This window comes from Desulfovibrio sp. An276 (assembly GCF_002159665.1).
Lineage (GTDB): Bacteria > Desulfobacterota > Desulfovibrionia > Desulfovibrionales > Desulfovibrionaceae > Desulfovibrio > Desulfovibrio faecigallinarum.
Genome location: NZ_NFJC01000001.1, coordinates 112869 through 128345, shown reverse-complemented (window position 1 = coordinate 128345; position 15477 = coordinate 112869). Strand labels below are relative to the sequence as shown.

12 protein-coding genes are annotated in these 15477 nt (G+C 58.3%); all 12 read right to left on the bottom strand.

Annotated elements, in window-relative coordinates; genetic code table 11:
- Positions 1–80: 80 nt before the first annotated feature.
- The 12 genes from B5F76_RS00655 to tcuA all read right to left on the bottom strand — a co-directional run bounded on the left by B5F76_RS00655 (position 81) and on the right by tcuA (position 15141).
- Positions 81–2030: a sigma 54-interacting transcriptional regulator gene (locus B5F76_RS00655; RefSeq protein WP_162608607.1), complete on the bottom strand. Its 1950-nt coding sequence runs from the start codon at positions 2028–2030 to the stop codon at positions 81–83.
- Between the two features lie 233 nt (positions 2031–2263).
- Positions 2264–3139, bottom strand: coding sequence for a succinate--CoA ligase subunit alpha (sucD, locus tag B5F76_RS00650; RefSeq protein ID WP_087349646.1), 876 nt, complete (start codon positions 3137–3139; stop codon positions 2264–2266).
- Between the two features lie 83 nt (positions 3140–3222).
- Positions 3223–4383, bottom strand: a complete 1161-nt coding sequence (sucC, locus tag B5F76_RS00645) for an ADP-forming succinate--CoA ligase subunit beta (RefSeq protein WP_087349644.1) — start codon at positions 4381–4383, stop codon at positions 3223–3225.
- A 364-nt stretch (positions 4384–4747) separates the two neighbouring features.
- On the bottom strand, positions 4748–5305 hold the full coding sequence (locus tag B5F76_RS00640) for a 2-oxoacid:acceptor oxidoreductase family protein (protein WP_087349642.1): 558 nt from the start codon (positions 5303–5305) through the stop codon (positions 4748–4750).
- The gene (locus tag B5F76_RS00635) at positions 5302–6105 is read right to left on the bottom strand and encodes a 2-oxoacid:ferredoxin oxidoreductase subunit beta (protein WP_087349640.1); all 804 of its coding nucleotides are present in this window, start codon (positions 6103–6105) and stop codon (positions 5302–5304) included. The genes B5F76_RS00640 and B5F76_RS00635 overlap by 4 nt, the downstream gene beginning before the upstream one ends.
- Positions 6105–7250: a 2-oxoacid:acceptor oxidoreductase subunit alpha gene (locus B5F76_RS00630; protein ID WP_087349638.1), complete on the bottom strand. Its 1146-nt coding sequence runs from the start codon at positions 7248–7250 to the stop codon at positions 6105–6107. Before B5F76_RS00630 ends, B5F76_RS00635 begins: the two co-directional genes overlap by 1 nt.
- Entirely contained in the window at positions 7243–7476 is a 234-nt protein-coding gene (locus B5F76_RS00625; RefSeq protein ID WP_087349636.1) for a 4Fe-4S dicluster domain-containing protein, read from the bottom strand. The genes B5F76_RS00630 and B5F76_RS00625 overlap by 8 nt, the downstream gene beginning before the upstream one ends.
- A 66-nt stretch (positions 7477–7542) precedes the next feature.
- Positions 7543–8748: an isocitrate dehydrogenase (NADP(+)) gene (icd, locus tag B5F76_RS00620; protein WP_087349635.1), complete on the bottom strand. Its 1206-nt coding sequence runs from the start codon at positions 8746–8748 to the stop codon at positions 7543–7545.
- A gap of 140 nt (positions 8749–8888) precedes the next feature.
- Positions 8889–11138, bottom strand: a complete 2250-nt coding sequence (locus B5F76_RS00615; protein WP_087349633.1) for a hydratase — start codon at positions 11136–11138, stop codon at positions 8889–8891.
- Between the two features lie 144 nt (positions 11139–11282).
- On the bottom strand, positions 11283–12566 hold the full coding sequence (gene dcuC / locus B5F76_RS00610) for a C4-dicarboxylate transporter DcuC (protein WP_162608606.1): 1284 nt from the start codon (positions 12564–12566) through the stop codon (positions 11283–11285).
- Positions 12567–12649: 83 nt separating this feature from the next.
- Positions 12650–13744: a tricarballylate utilization 4Fe-4S protein TcuB gene (gene tcuB, locus B5F76_RS00605; protein WP_087349629.1), complete on the bottom strand. Its 1095-nt coding sequence runs from the start codon at positions 13742–13744 to the stop codon at positions 12650–12652.
- The gene (gene tcuA / locus B5F76_RS00600) at positions 13732–15141 is read right to left on the bottom strand and encodes an FAD-dependent tricarballylate dehydrogenase TcuA (protein WP_275074507.1); all 1410 of its coding nucleotides are present in this window, start codon (positions 15139–15141) and stop codon (positions 13732–13734) included. The genes tcuB and tcuA overlap by 13 nt, the downstream gene beginning before the upstream one ends.
- Positions 15142–15477: the final 336 nt, after the last annotated feature.

The window sequence follows — 15477 nt, the reverse complement described above, 5'->3', positions numbered from 1 at the left end:
CAGGCCCGGGCAGGAAGGCGCAGCATAGTCCCAAAGGCCTGTCCTTGCCAAGAAGCACGCAAGGAGGCGCAAGGCTCCACTCAGGCAATATTGTGCTTTTGCATGAGGCGCCAGAGCGTGACCCGGGAAATGCCAAGGTATTTTGCAGCCTCGCTCTTTTTGCCGCTGAAAAGTGCTAAGGCAGCAAGGATGTTTTCCCTGGTCAGATGTCTTCCACCCTTGCCGGATTTGGAGCTCTTGCCATTTTGGGGAGCGGGGTAGTCCCCGTCTTCCCTTGGGAGAGGCAGGCTTGTGCCGCAAAGTGACGCCTGGGACTGGCTTGCACTCGCAAAGAGTGAATTGAAGACATTGCGATCAAAGACGCCATTGCACAAAAGGACCAGCCGCTCCACAAAGTGTTCGAGTTCGCGCACGTTTCCGGGCCAGGCGAGAGTGGCAAGCCTGTCCAGACAGTCGTCCGGAATGTCTATGGCCTGGTACTGATACTTGCCGTTCATGGTGAACTTGCGCACGAAATGCCTCACAAGTTCCGGTATGTCCTCGCTGTGCCTGCGCAAGGGGGGCACTTCGAGTATGAGTACACTCAAGCGAAAGAAAAGATCCTCGCGCAGCCTGCCCTTGCGCACTTCCTCTATGAGGGGCTTGTTGGTCGCTGCAATGACACGAATGTTCAGGGGAATGACAGTGTCGCTTCCTATGCGGCGTATCTCCTTTTCCTGCAGGGTGCGCAAAAGAAGCAGCTGTACGTTCAGGGGAAGGGAGTTCACCTCGTCAATAAAAATGGTCCCCTCGTCCGCAATTTCGAAAATGCCTGCCTTGCCTTCCCTGAGGCTGCCTGTGAACGACCCGCCCTCGTAGCCGAAGAGCTCGCTTTCGATAAGCTGTTCCGGAATGGCCGCGCAGTTGATGGACACAAAGGGCTTGTGGCGGCGCGGGGATTTGTTGTGCAGGGCGCTGGCAAGTATTTCCTTGCCTGTGCCGGACTCGCCAGTGATGAGCACAGTGGAATTGCTTGCTGCGTAGAGGCAGAGCTTGCGCAGCATGCCGTCCACAAGCTCGCTTTTGTGTACGTAGTCCCTGATGGTGTATTTGGCCTTGTTGGCCTGATGCAGGGCGCGGCTCACTATCTTGCCGCCGGTTATGATCTTGCGTGCAGAGTTGAAGGTGTAGAGCCACCCGGATATGCCGCGCCGAAGCTCAATGGGTGCGCGGTTGAAGACAAGCTTCGCATTTCCTATCTGGCGCACAAAGTAGTTGAGCTTGCCCGGCTTGTCCTTCGTAAAGGCAAGCTCAGGAATGGCATGCGCAATGTTTTTGCCTGTAATGGGTTGCGAAAGCCCAAGAAGGTTGTAGGCCTGCTTGTTGCACATTGTGATGAACCCGTCGTTATCCACGGAGAGGATGCCGTCGGAAACTGAGTTCATGATGGCCTCGCTGCGCCGCACCCAGAGCTCGTTTTCCCTGTTGGCTCTGGCTATGCTTGCCGCATCGTCTATGAGCGCACGTACATGGGCCTTGTAGGGGACAGTGAGGTAGTGGCGCAACTTGTACTTTCGCGAAATCTGGCAGGCAAGGCCTCCGGAAAGGACAGTGTCGCAGCCTTCGTCCCTGGCCCTGACTATGATGTCTTCCAGTTCTTCGGCAGTGGAGTAGCGGGCTGTGCGGATTTCAAGGTTTTTGATGAGGCCTGCCAGGCACTCCACGTCCAGATGCTCGTACCTTGTCAGGGGGATGAGGAGCTTTTTTGCGTGTCCCGCAAGGCGGCATATGGCGTCCACCCGGATGTTTTCCGAATTCTGTATGGATAGAACAGGCACGTTGACGTTCTTGCGTATGAGATCCGCAGTACCCCTGTAGGCCACGATGGCTTCGACGCAGTCTTCCTCCACGGCCCGTATGGCTGGCTGAATGGCCGCATCGAGCCCATACCTGTACAGGAGGATTTTTCTGCCCGTTTCCGCGGCAATCTCTTCGACCATGTTCAGGATACGCTTGCTCGAACCAAAAAAGGCAATGATTGAGGATGGCATACCGGATTCCTTGCAGGACATTTGGCGCACTTTGGGGCGTGCCTTGATTTATGGGAATTGGGTGTGCATGTCTTGGGAAAAGGCGCCCCCTGCCCTTTCGGGAAGACTTGAGAGAGCAAGGGGCGCCCTGGCGGGAGATGCCGGATGGGTATGAGGATCTTGCGATGGGTGCGTAATGGCTGCGGGATTGTTGCGTGATGGACAGGATATTGCGGGATGCAAAGGGCAGGGGTTTAGCCCTTCAGGGTTTCGGCCACAGTCTTGCCAAAGTCGCCCAAGGTGTGGATGACGGTTACGCCAGCCTCCTCGAAGGCCTTGATCTTGTCTTCGCCGCGCCCCTTGGAGCCGCTGATGATGGCTCCCGCATGGCCCATGCGCTTGCCCTTGGGGGCAGTGAGGCCGGCAATGAAGCCGAACACGGGCTTTGGATAGTTGGTTTCCCGGATGTAGCGTGCAGCACATTCCTCGCCGTCACCGCCTATCTCGCCTATGAGGCAGACTGCCTCCGTCTCCTTGTCCTCGCGGAACATTTCCAGAAGATCGGTAAAGTAGAGGCCGTGTATGGGGTCCCCGCCAATGCCTATGCATGTGCTTTGCCCAAGGCCAAGGCAGGTGAGCTGCCAGGTGGCCTCGTAGGTGAGGGTGCCCGAGCGGGAGACAAGGCCTATGGGGCCTGGTTTGAAAATGTAGTCCGGCATGATGCCAATCTTGCACTGTCCGGGAGTGATGATACCCGGACAGTTTGGGCCAATCAACTTTGTGCCGTGGGCATTGAGAAACTCCCTGCAGCGCACCATGTCGAGCACAGGGATGTGCTCAGTGATGCAGATAACCAGGGGTATGCCTGCGGCAGCGGCTTCGCAAGCCGAATCCGCAGCAGCCATGGCAGGCACGAAGATGATGCTCACATTGGCGCCGGTCTTTTCCACTGCCTCCCTGCAGGTGTTGAAAACCGGAATCCCGAACACCTCCTGGCCGCCCTTGCCGGGGGTCACTCCTGCCACGATATTTGTTCCGTAGGCCAGCATCTGTTCCGCATGAAAGCGTCCCTCACGGCCTGTCAGGCCATGCACGACCACCTTGCTCATCTTGTCAACAAGTATGCTCATCGTACTTCGGCGTCCCCTTGTTCAAGGGGATACGCGCCGCCTCCTGATAGATTGAGTGTTTGCGCGTCTGATCCCTTTTGCCCCTATGCCGTTACCCTGGCGATAAGGGCTGCGGCCTCGCCCATGCTCTTCGCCTCGCTGTAGTTGAGGCCTGCCTCGCGCAATATGCGCCTGCCCTCTTCCACGTTGGTGCCTTCCATGCGGATGACGAGCGGCAGGGTGAGCCCAGTCTTTTTGGCCGCGTTGACAATGCCCTGGGCTACGATGTCACAGCGCAGTATGCCGCCGAAAATATTGATGAGTATGCCGCGCACCCTGGGGTCCGAGAGCATGATTTCAAAGCCGCTTGCCACCATGTCCTCGTTTGCGCCGCCGCCTGCGTCGAAGAAGTTGGCTGGTTCTGCCCCGGCCTGCTTGATGGCGTCCATGGTGGCCATGGCAAGGCCTGCACCGTTCACCATGGTTCCCACATAGCCGTCGAGATGTATGTAGTTGACGCCTACTTCCCTGGCCTTGAGCTCATAGGGATCGCACTCGTCCGGATCGTCCAGGGCACGAATGTCCTCGTGGCGGGTGAGGCCATTTTCGTCGAAGTTTATCTTGGCGTCCACAGCCACAAGCTTGCCCTCGTCCGTGACTGCCAGGGGATTGATCTCCACCATGGTGCAGTCCTTGGCTACTGCCAGGGCCACAAGCTGGCGCACGATTGCGACACCCTGGGAAGTCTGTTTTGCGTCAAGGCCGCAGCCAAAGAAGAGCTCGCGCGCCTGCCAGGGCCAGAAATTGTGGCTTCCGTCGAGCTTTGTGATGAAAATCTTGTCAGGCGTCTCGGCTGCCACTGCCTCGATGTCCATTCCGCCGCAGGGCGAGGCCATGATGCTGAGGCATCCTGCGGATCTGTCGAGTACAACGGCAAGGTAGAGCTCCCTCGCAATATTGGTGCTACGTTCCACAAGGACCTTGTGCACCTTCTTGCCGGAAGCGCCTGTCTGTTTGGTCACAAGGGTCATGCCAAGAATGGCCGAGGCTGCCTTTTGCACCTCGTCTATGCTCTTGCAGACCTTCACACCGCCTGCCTTTCCGCGACCGCCCGCGTGCACCTGCGCCTTGACCACCCACACGGGGCCTTCAAGTTTGTTTGCTGCTGCCACTGCCTCGTCCACGGTGTTGGCCAGTATGCCGTCCGAGACGGGTATGCCAAAGGAGCGGAAAAGTTCCTTGGCCTGGTATTCGTGTATGTTCATAGCTTGTCCCTCCGGCGCGCTTTTGTCCGGTCCCGAGTGTCCCCTGTTTGTCCGTTTTGTCTATCCGGGCCTGTCCATGACTTGCAAGACTGCCGTGCCCGGTTCGCCCGGGTTTTGGCGTTGTCCCGGACTCTCCCTGTCCCCTGGGCGCTCCTCCTGTATGTGGCCGTACTCTTTCACATGGCTTTTCCTGGCCTGTGGGCATGCGAAAAATGCGGGATATGGAGGAGCGTCCGGGGATGAGCCGGCAAGGCTGCCTTTCCCGGAAATCAGCAGGGCACGCGTTTGTGAAGCAGGTTTTCTTCCCGCCGGGCAATCCCCCCTCGGAAACCCGTGCATGCCATAGCTGTTTTTGGGGTGAGAACTAGCCAAGCCTGTGGGTATTTTTCCAGCTGGCCGCAAGTTCCTGGCCGAGGCTCAGAGCCTCCTCGTTTGCCTTGTGGAAGGCAGGCCTGAAGCGGGCCTTCAGACACTGGTCTATGGACTGGAAGCTCGTTACGTGCGTCAGTTCGAGCAGTGCCCCCAGAACGCAGATATTGAGGGCCTGGGGCTTGCCAAAACGCTCCATCACAGGCTTGTACATTGGAAAGCCCACGTAGTCCGCATCCATCTTTGTGGATGGCTGCACAAGCTCGCTGTCAAAGAGGAAGATGCCGTTTGGTCTGATGAATTTCAGGTACTTGGCAGAAGCCTCGTTGGTCAGGGCAACCAGAATGTTGGGGTGCTGGACCTTGGGGTAGTAGATGGGCTCGTCGGAGATGATCACGTCGGAGCGCGTCGCACCGCCCCTGGCCTCCGGGCCGTAGCTCTGGGACTGGATGGCGTTGTGCCCCTCGTAGAGACAGGCCGCCTGGGCCAGCAGGATGGCCATGGTGATGACGCCCTGACCGCCGGAACCGGAAAGAAGAATGCGATTGATCATGAGCTGCTCCTCACCCTGGCTATAAGCTTGTCGTATTCCTCGCAGTATTCGGGCAGCTGCTTCTCAACGAAGATGCCGCGCTCGATAAGGCCGGGGTTCTCCTTCAGCTTCGCGGAACCGATGGGAGCCGTGTTGTCCCTGTACCACTTGAGCATATCCACAGCGCCGCCGTACTTGTTCTTGCGCCCGAAGTAGGTGGGACACTGGGAAAGGATTTCCACAACGGAAAAGCCCTTGTGCATGGTGGCCTTCTTGATGATGCTGACGATTTCCTTCACGTGGAAGGCCGTTGTCCTGGCCACAAAGGTGGCTCCTGCGCCCATTGCCAGCTTCACCACATCGAAGGTTGGATCGATGTTGCCATAGGGGGCTGTGGTGGCCATGATGCCCTGACCGGATTCCGGAGAGAACTGGCCTCCTGTCATGCCGTAGATGCGGTTGTTCATGACTATGGCCACAAGGTCGATGTTGCGCCTGCAGGCATGGATGAAGTGGTTGCCGCCAATGGCAGTGGCATCGCCGTCGCCCATGGGCACAAAGACCTGCACCTCTGGACGGGCAAGCTTCAGGCCCGTGGCAAAGGCAAGCGCACGCCCATGCAGGGTATGCATGCTGTGAAAGTCCACGTATCCGGAAATGCGCGAGGAGCAGCCAATACCGGACACCATGCACAGCCTGTTTTGCTCAAGCCCCATTTCGTCCACTGCGTGGAGCAGGCCGTTCAGGATGATGCCGTGCCCACAGCCCGGGCACCAGATGTGCGGGAAGAAACGGGGCCGTATCAGACGATGAATGGACATTAGAACCCCCTCCCGTCAATGAGACGAATGCACCGCGCGATATTTTCCGGAGTGATGAGCCTGCCGTCTATCCTGTTTGCCAAAAAGACCTTTTCCGGGTGTTCGACTGCTATCTTCACCTGGGAACACAATTGCCCCATGTTCATTTCCGCCACTATGACACGGCGGGCATGGGCGGTCTTTTCGCGCACAAGATCCGCAGGGAAGGGCCAGATGGTCTGCAGTTCGAGCAATCCCAGCTTCTCCCCGCGCCGCCTTCTGTCGTACACATGCTGGCGCGCACTCCTGGCAGCGGAACCGTAGGAGACGAGAACGATTTCTGCATCGTCCAGATCGTATTCCTTCCATCTGGCAAGGAGGTTGGTGCGATTTTCAATCTTGTCGTAGAGATGGCGGTTCAGATATTCGATGCTGTCCGCGTTCTGGGTCGGAAAGCCCCAGATGTCGTGGTGCAGGCCTGTCACATTGAACCTGTGCCCGTCGCCGAAGTTGGAGATGGGAAGCCTGCCGTCCTCTCGGGGCAGATAGGGGTGGTAGGCCACGCCCGGCTTCACCTCTGTGTAGAGCCTCTCCACAACATGCAGCTCGCCCGGATCGGGAATGGTGAGCCTTTCGCGCATGTGACAGACTTCCGCGTCAAGCAGAAGAATGACGGGCGTGCGCAGTGTTTCCGCCATGTTGAAGGCTTCTACGGTGATCTCGAACACGTCCTGCACGCTTGAGGCTGTGAGAGCTATTATGGAGTGGTCGCCGTGGACACCCCAGCGGGCCTGCATGACGTCTCCCTGGGAGACCTCGGTGGGAAGACCCGTGGAGGGACCGCCGCGCTGGGCGTCCACTATGACACAGGGGATTTCCGCCATGACAGCGTAGCCTATGGCCTCCTGCTTCAGGGAAAAGCCAGGGCCGGAGGTCGCGGTCATGACCTTGAGGCCGGCAAGAGAGGCGCCGCAGATGGCGCACATGGAGGAGAGTTCGTCCTCCATCTGCACAAACTTGCCGCCAACAGTGGGCAGAAGTTCCGCAAGGCTTTCCGCGATTTCCGTGGAAGGGGTAATGGGGTAGCCGGCAAAGAAGCGCAGATTGGCGTAAAGGGCGCCGCGCGCACAGGCCTCATTGCCCTGAACAAACATGCTTTCAGCCATTTGCCGCCTCCTCGCTCTTGGTCCCTGCGCTTCCTGTCTTCTCGTTTATGACCGTGATGGCGAGATCCGGACAGTAGTGCTCGCACAGACCGCAATAAATGCACTTTTCCTCGTCCCACACGGCCTTCTGGCTGATCAGATCGATGCTCAGGGCCTTTTTGGGACAGAAGGCCACGCATATGCCACAGCCCTTGCACCAGGCTCGTTCAATGCTATGTGACTTCATAATTGCACCCTGGGAATATTGGGCCCGCACCCGCAAAAAGGCTGCGGGCCCAATATTTTCTATGTCTTACATGTTGTCGCAGATGGCCTTGCCGAAGGCAGAGCAGGCAACCTCGGTTGCACCTTCCATCTGGCGGGCAAGGTCATAGGTCACGGTCTTGTGGGCCACTGCAGAGGCAATGCCCTTGCGCACAAGCTCCGCTGCCTCGTTCCAGCCCATGAAGTCGAACATGAGGGCACCAGAGAGGATAAGGGAGCCCGGGTTGATCTTGTCGAGGCCGGTGTATTTGGGGGCAGTGCCGTGGGTTGCCTCGAAGATGGCGTAGCCGTCGCCCACGTTGGAGCCGGGTGCCATGCCAAGGCCGCCCACCTGGGCTGCAAGAGCGTCCGACATGTAGTCGCCGTTCAGGTTTGGCATGGCGAGCACGCTGTATTCGCGCGGGCGCAGCAAAATCTGCTGGAACATGGAGTCCGTGATGCGGTCCTTGATGACGATCTTGCCGTCCGGATTGCCGTTTTTCGAGGCTTCTTCCTCTGTGATGGTGTAGGTGCCGAATTCCTCTGCTGCGCACTCGTAGCCCCAGCGCCTGAAGCCGCCCTCGGTGAATTTCATGATGTTGCCCTTGTGGACCAGGGTGACGCTCGGAAGCCTGTGATCAATGGCGTACTGTATGGCCATGCGCACAAGGCGCTTTGTGCCTGTCTCGGAAATGGGCTTGATGCCTATGGCGCTGTCCGGGCGCACATCGCGGCCCGTAAGCTCCTTGATGAGGGCTATCATCTTCGCGGCTTCGGGGGTGCCTGCATCCCATTCGATGCCTGCGTAGAGGTCTTCCGTGTTTTCGCGGAAAATGACCATATTCACTGCGTCCGGATCCTTCACCGGGCTTGGCACGCCCGGAACGTGGCTTACTGGACGGATGCAGGCGTAGAGGTCAAAGAGTCTGCGCAAGAGAACGTTGACAGAGCGGAAGCCCTTGCCCACCGGGGTGCTCAGGGGGCCCTTCAGGGCCACGCGGTACTTTGTGATGGCCTCCATGCTCTTTTCGGGCACGAATTCGCCGGTCTTCTGCCAGCAGGTCTCGCCAGCGTCTATGGGCAGCCACTCGATCTTTCTTTTGCCTGCGTAGGCCTTTTCCACTGCCGCATCAAAAACGGGTTTTGCAGCGTTCCAGATGTCCGGGCCGACACCATCGCCGGGAATAATGGGGATAATGGGATCGTCGGGGATGATCAGCTTGCCGTTGTTTGCCAGAGTAATCGTGGAAGCCATAGTCTGATACTCCTGTGCAGCCTTGGGATAAGGCCGTTTTCGGGTCTGTGGTCCTGGCTGATTGTAGTCCTGGGTATTGCGTAGTCCATGCCCCGGAACAGGCTGCGCACACTGTCTTGGCCCGTTCGGGACAGGGGGTATCACTTGTAGTAGTTGATGAGGCAGCCCGAGAGCAAAATGGCCCGCTCTTCCTTGGAAATGTCCGGAAGCGCTACCTTGCGCTCTGTCTTTGTGCCGTTGTGGAAGACGCTCACTGTCATGCTTTCCTCGCTGCCCTCAAGAAGGGAGCGTATGCCCCTGAGGTACACAAGATCGCCTGTGGCTATCTCCCAGGAATTGACGTCGTCGCAGGTGACAAGCGGCAAAATGCCCCAGTTGATGCAGTTGCTGCGGTAGCGCTTGGTCGCGTAGGAGCCTGCTATGTTGGCCCAGCCCCCCAGAACCTTCTGGCAGGAAGCAGCCTGTTCCCTGGCAGAGCCGTCACCTGGGTAGATGGCAAAGACAAGGCTGCCTATGCCTGTGTCTTTTGCATCACTTGCGCCAAGGCCTGCCAGGGCGAGGTAGTCTGTCACCTCCTTCGGCATGGCTTCTTCCTTTTCAAGGGCAGCCTCGCGGGCATACTCAAGGTCGCGTATGGCGCTCACCCTGGCAACGTAGCCAGCGTCCTTGCTGCGCAGGGTGTACTCTGCCATCTTGCCGGGATTGGAGCGGAACGCCGAGGGCTCGCCCGAGGCTATGAAATCGTCCGTGGTGGTGACCTTGTCGAACAGGGCTGCGCCCACTGTGAGCAGCAGGTTTTCCGGAAGCGCAATCATGTTCGGCCAGTCCGCGATGTTGGGCCCGCGGGTCAGCTCCGTTTCGGCCTTTTCGTGGCCAAAGCCGTGGTAGACATTCCTTTCATAGATGCCGGGATCAAAGGCATAGCTTTTGGGCATGGCAGGCGTGTCTTCGCCTGCGGCAGTCAAAAAGCCGTTGTTGAGCATGGTAGCTGTGATGGAGCGTGCGTCCATGAGGGCCACGTAGGAAATCTGGCCCTGGGCAGCCTTGGAGCCCTCGCGGTTGGCAAAGTTGCGGGTCACATGGCGCACGGAGAAGCAGTTTTGGCCCGGCACATCGCCTGCGCCGAAGCAGGGGCCGCAGAAGGCCGTGCGTATGGTGGCTCCTGCCCGGACCATGTCCGTGATGGCGCCGGATGCAAGCAGGTTTTCGAGCACAGGCTGGCTTGCCGGATAGAGGGAGTAGTTGATGCCGTTGCAGCCAATGGTCTTGCCCTTCAGCATGGCAGCCACTGTGGCAAGGTTGCCGTAGAGGCCGCCGCAGCAGCCGGACACCACTGCCTGGTCGATGCGGAAGTGCCCGTCGTGGATCTTGGCTTTCAGATTGGGCACGGCCTTGTACTTGTCGCTCAAAAGCTTTTGGGCACGCTGTTCCATGGCGTCCACGTGGTCGTACACGTTGGCCGTAAAGTCCTCTATGGTGACACCAAGGCTCGGGTGGAAGGGAAGGGCTATCATGGGCTTGATGGCACCAAGGTCCATGTCCACGTACTTGTCGTACATGGCTCCCTCCTCGGGGGCCATTTCGCGATAGGCCGCTTCCCTGCCGTGGGCTGCAAGGTAGTCGCGCACTGTCTCGTCCGTGACCCACACGCTCGAGAGACAGCCCGTTTCCGTAGTCATGACGTCTATGCCCATGCGGTAGTCCATGGGCAGGGTGGCAATGCCAGGGCCCACGAATTCGAGGATGCAGTTTTTGGCATAGCCTTCCGGGAAGAGGGCAGTGACCATGGCTATGGCCACATCGTGCGGGCCTACGCCGGGCCTTGGCTCGCCGTGCACGTAGATGCCGATGATGGTGGGTTCGTCAATGTTCCAGGTCTTGCTCAGGACCTGCTTCACGAGCTCGCCACCGCCCTCGCCAACGCCAAGGCAGCCCAGGGCGCCGTAGCGTGTGTGGCTGTCCGAGGCCATGACCATCTTGCCCGGGGCTGCAACCATTTCCCTTGCGTACTGATGGATGACAGCCATGTTGGGCGGTACGAAATTGGCCCCGTACTTTATGGCTGCGGACAGGCCGAAGCGGTGATCGTCCGCGTTGATGGTTCCGCCAATGGCGCACAGGGAGTTGTGGCAGTTGGTGAAGGAATAGGGGACAGGGAAGCGTGTGAGGCCACTGGCTCTTGCTGTCTGCACTATGCTCACGTAGGTGATGTCGTGGGAGAGCAGTTCATCGAAGCTGATGGCGTACTTGCCTTCCTGTGAGGAGATGTTGTGGGCTTTGAGGATGCTCTGGGCCATGCCGAGGGGCTTTGCGGATGTCTTGGGAGCTTCCTGAATGGGGACAATGCGTCCCTGGCAGTAACAGGCCTTTTCCTTGTAGGTGCGTATCATGAGCTTTGTCCTCTGGGCTTTGCCCCCGGGGGTGCAGAGGTATGCCCTTTTGCCCCCGTGAGCTTGTACTATGCAATTGCAGTAAGTCGCTTCGTTTGCTGTGTTGCCTGTGCCATGCGGACCACGGGTTCTGGGGCATGTCCCCTAGAATCCTATGAGCATGGCATAGCCTACCACGAGACCTGCCAGGCAGGGAAGACAGGTCCGCTTCACGAGTTCCATGGGATTTGCCCCGCAAAGCCCTGCGCACACGAAGGTCACGCCTGCTATGGGGGACATGCAACGGCCTATGCAGCCAGCGAGTGTAGCAAGGGCGCCCATGTCGATGACGTCTACGCCAAAGGCCGGAGCGGACACAGTGACCGCCTCGTTGAAGGCTATGGTTGCGGCATTGCCGGACCCGCAGACAACGGCCATGGCCCAGGGGCCAAGCAGGGCTGCCAGGGTGGCTGCGTCTTCCGATGTCTTCATGAGCTCGATGCCTGCGTCAACAACGCCTGTGGCCTTCATGCCTGCCACAAAGACTGCTGCAGCTATAACTATACCCATGATGTCCGCGTAGCCCTTGCCTAGGCCTGCGAAGAATTGCCGTGAGCCGTCCATGGGGTTCTTTCTGGTTGCCACAAGGCCAAGGGCCGCACCAAAGAGCATTGTGTGCTCGACACGCAGTGCCGCGAGCGCAGGGAGCTGTTCGGGGAAGAGGGCGCCCGTGATGAGCATGGCTACCGGCACGATGGGGATGACTGCATAGAGGGGGTTGACCTTGAAGTTTTCCTCGTTGGTGGTTGTGGGAGGAACATAGCCCTTGCCTTCCTTCAGGAAGATGGACACGCCCCAAAGGAGGAGGCCGGCGACAATGACCGTGGTGACACTTGCCATGGAGTGACGGGTGATGACTTCCATGACAGGCACGTCACGCTGCAGGACCTTGGTTGCGATTTCGGCCACAAAGGGGTTGTGGGGAAGACCAGGGGAGAGAATGCTGCCGTAGGTGCCCATGAGGACTGCTGCGCCGGCCATGGCAGGGTGTACGCCCATGCGCATGAGCAGGGGGATGATGACCGAACCCACTGCGGCTGCAACGCCTGCTGCGCTCGGCAGGGAGATGTTGACAAAGAAGGTGACAAAGGTTGCGCCAGGCACCAGGATGAGACGGACCTTGTACAGGGGTTTGGACACGGCGTTCGAGAGGTGCAGGTCACAGCCGGTGTATTTCATGACAAAGGCAAAGGCCATGACTGAGCAGATATTGCAGATGAGGTTGGATTCCGTCATGCCCTTGGTCAGCCCGTTGAAGGCCGCCATGGGCGCTAGGGCAGCCACCGCCATGATGAAGCCTGCGGCGATCAGAACCAGGCGTGATTCCACCTTTTTGATCATGGCGACGATGGTGAGGATGATGATCAACAGTCCGAAGTAGGTCAGCATGGCTTTGTCCCCCTGACAGCCCTGTCCCTGCCTGCATGCGATCTTTTGCCGCATGCAGGCTGTATCTTGTGGAGGAGGCAGGATCAGTTGCTGTCGCGCATTTCGTAGGCATTACGCACAAGGGCAAAGTAGCGGTAGGCAATGTGCGCAAACTTGCTGGTGGAGAAGGTCACAAAGAGCCCGAGCACGAGGCCGAGATGGATGCACAGAAGCAGGCCCATGAGAGCTGTTGTGTGGAGAAGCATGAGCAGAAGACCGGTCAGGCAGATGAGGAAGAGCAGCATTGCGAAGGAGACGTCCATGCTGATGCTGGCTTCGTCGTAGGGGCGCCTGTCCATCTTGCACTTCAGGTACATGAGGCCGCCCGTGCCGATGCACAGTGCTATGCCGCCGCCTGTGCCGAAGAGAACCGGAAGGCTGAAGAATTCGTAGGGGGCAGGCCAGCCGAAAATGTGGTCGTAGATGAAGGCTATGGCCGTTGAGACAACGCAGGCCATGAAGCCGTAGAAGGTTGCGTGGTGGAACTTGCGGCGTATCATGCTGAAGCGATCGTCCGGGTAGTTGCAGCCTTCGCCGTTGCCGTCGAGGTAGCGCAGGGTGAGGGTGTCCTTTATGGCCTGCACGTGGTTGGCAATCCTCCACATCTCGTCCGGCTTTGCGGCAGTTTCCTTCCAGAAGGTCTTTACACCCTTGTACAGGGCAACAAGGCCAAAGAGGAAGGCAGCGCCAAAAAGGACAAGCATGAGGCCGTAGGGGATGATTTCATAGAAGGAACCTTCGCCCGTGTAGGCCGTGAAGAAGGCCTTTGAGCCGTTGGCAAGCAGTGCGCCGACAAGGAAAACAAGAACAAAGAGGAGGGAGACGCCGAAGACGTAGAGGCCGTTGGAGCGAAGCGCTGGGGCAAGGAATCTCGGCCAGGCGAACTCCTCGTAGGTTTCCCTGCGCAGCTTTGCCATGACCTCGGGGTAGTTGAGATCGAATTCGTGGGGCGGGGCATACTGACAGGCGTAGTAACAGCCGCGGCAGTTGTGGCAGAGGTTGGCGAAATATTTCAGTTCCTGATCCGTGAAGGTCCTGCGCAGTTCCATGACCGGGAACACTGCGCAAAAGCCTTCGCAATACCTGCACGCATTGCATATTGTGGTCGTGCGGTGGGCTTCCTTCATTACTTCAGACATACGGCCTCCTTACCTGCAATGCGGCCAAAAACGGTTCCTATGGTCATGCCAAAACCGGCCATGTATCCCTGCCCGAGCACGTTGCCGGAGGTGATTTCGCCTGCTGCAAAGATGTTGTTGAAGGGCGTGTCGTTTTCCTTGAGAACCTGTGCCCTCTCGTTGATGGCAAGGCTCAAGTACGAGAAGGTGATGCCCGGGCGCAGGCAGTAGCCGTAGTAGGGCGGGGTGTCGATGGGACGAGCCCAGTTGCTCTTCTTGGGTTCCAGGCCCTGGGTGGCAATGCCGTCCTTGTCGCCGGAATTGAAGTTGCCGCCAGGCACTGTGTGCGCGTTGAATTCGGCAACGGTCTTTTCGAGAGCCTCTGGGTCGAGTTCCATCTTTGCAGCCATTTCCGCTATGGTCTTGGCCTCGATGGGCGGGAAGACAGAGGGCATGAAGAGATTGATGGACTTGGAATCGATAATGATGTAGGCGACCTGATCCGGCTGTTCGGCCACAAGGCGTCCCCAGATGGCGTAGCGCTTGGGCCAGATTTCCTCGCCCTCGTCGTAGAAGCGCTGGCAGTTCTTGTTCACTGCTATGCCGAAGGGAACGCAGTCGAGGCGTGTACAGATGCCGCCGTCAAACTTGGGAGCGCGTCCGTCAATGGCAACGCAGTGCCCCTGGGTGGGGTCGCCCAGGGTCTTTGCGCCGTGTTCCATCATGACCTTGAGCATCTGGCCGCGATCGTAGGGTGTTCCGCGAATGAGGAAATTTGCCGCCTGGGGGCCCCAGGAGCGCTTGAGCCATTCGATGTTTGCCTGGTAGCCGCCCGAGGCAAGGACAACGGCCTTTGCCTCGATGCGTTCTTCCTCGCCGTTGTGGTGCACAAGCGCCCACTTGAAGGTGTCGTCCTCTATGCACAGGTCCACGGCTTCGGTTTCGTAGGCGATTTCCACGCCCAGTTTTTCGGCAGTTGCGTAATAGGCGTTGATGAGGGCTTTGCCTCCGCCCAGGAAGAAGCCGTTGGTACGGGAAAGGTGAAGCGTGCCGCGCATGGCCGGCTGGAAATGAACACCCTGTTCCATCATCCAGTCGCCGACATTGTTGGAGCCGCGGATAACCAGGCGCGCCATGGATTCGATGGTATTGCCCTTGGTGACGCCCAAAAGGTCCTTGTAGCACTCTTCCTCTTCATAGGGACCGGTCAGAAAGGAGTTCTTCGAGGGGTGGATATAGCGGATATTGCGCGTATGCCGGCTGTTGCCGCCCCTCACATCCTTGGGCGAGGCCTCGATGAGCTTGACTGTGGCTCCGGCCCTGCGGGCAGTGATGGCTGCGCACAGGGCTGCGTTGCCGCCGCCAATGACGAGAACGTCCAGCATTTTCTTGTCGCGGGGTGAACATGAACTGCTCATGCTTCCTCCTTCTGCGTTTGAAGATCCTTGAAGCCGGCCCCGGGGCCGGCCGATGATTTGGGCAACGGTCCGGTGTTACAGTATGTAAAATGCAAATACCCGGCCAAAAAAAAGCCTGAGGAGGAAAACAGAAGACCGCTTGAGCTGAAAATGAGGGAGAAAGCAGGAACAGTTTGCTGAATATGGACAGGGATACAGTGCCTTGGCTGTGCTTGTGTACAAAGGAACAAGTGACGAAAAACATGAAACTTCCCATGTGCCATTTTGAACAAGACCAGCGATTGGATCATGTGCAAAATGGCACAGGAAACATGATGTTTCACTGTGTTTCACAAT

Bases quoted from the DNA above. Each gene is read 5' to 3' on its own strand.
- B5F76_RS00655 (WP_162608607.1), bottom strand. From the start codon at position 2,030: ATGCCATCCTCAATCATTGCCTTTTTTGGTTCGAGCAAGCGTATCCTG.
- sucD (WP_087349646.1), bottom strand. From the start codon at position 3,139: ATGAGCATACTTGTTGACAAGATGAGCAAGGTGGTCGTGCATGGCCTG.
- sucC (WP_087349644.1), bottom strand. From the start codon at position 4,383: ATGAACATACACGAATACCAGGCCAAGGAACTTTTCCGCTCCTTTGGC.
- B5F76_RS00640 (WP_087349642.1), bottom strand. From the start codon at position 5,305: ATGATCAATCGCATTCTTCTTTCCGGTTCCGGCGGTCAGGGCGTCATC.
- B5F76_RS00635 (WP_087349640.1), bottom strand. From the start codon at position 6,105: ATGTCCATTCATCGTCTGATACGGCCCCGTTTCTTCCCGCACATCTGG.
- B5F76_RS00630 (WP_087349638.1), bottom strand. From the start codon at position 7,250: ATGGCTGAAAGCATGTTTGTTCAGGGCAATGAGGCCTGTGCGCGCGGC.
- B5F76_RS00625 (WP_087349636.1), bottom strand. From the start codon at position 7,476: ATGAAGTCACATAGCATTGAACGAGCCTGGTGCAAGGGCTGTGGCATA.
- icd (WP_087349635.1), bottom strand. From the start codon at position 8,748: ATGGCTTCCACGATTACTCTGGCAAACAACGGCAAGCTGATCATCCCC.
- B5F76_RS00615 (WP_087349633.1), bottom strand. From the start codon at position 11,138: ATGATACGCACCTACAAGGAAAAGGCCTGTTACTGCCAGGGACGCATT.
- dcuC (WP_162608606.1), bottom strand. From the start codon at position 12,566: ATGCTGACCTACTTCGGACTGTTGATCATCATCCTCACCATCGTCGCC.
- tcuB (WP_087349629.1), bottom strand. From the start codon at position 13,744: ATGTCTGAAGTAATGAAGGAAGCCCACCGCACGACCACAATATGCAAT.
- tcuA (WP_275074507.1), bottom strand. From the start codon at position 15,141: ATGAGCAGTTCATGTTCACCCCGCGACAAGAAAATGCTGGACGTTCTC.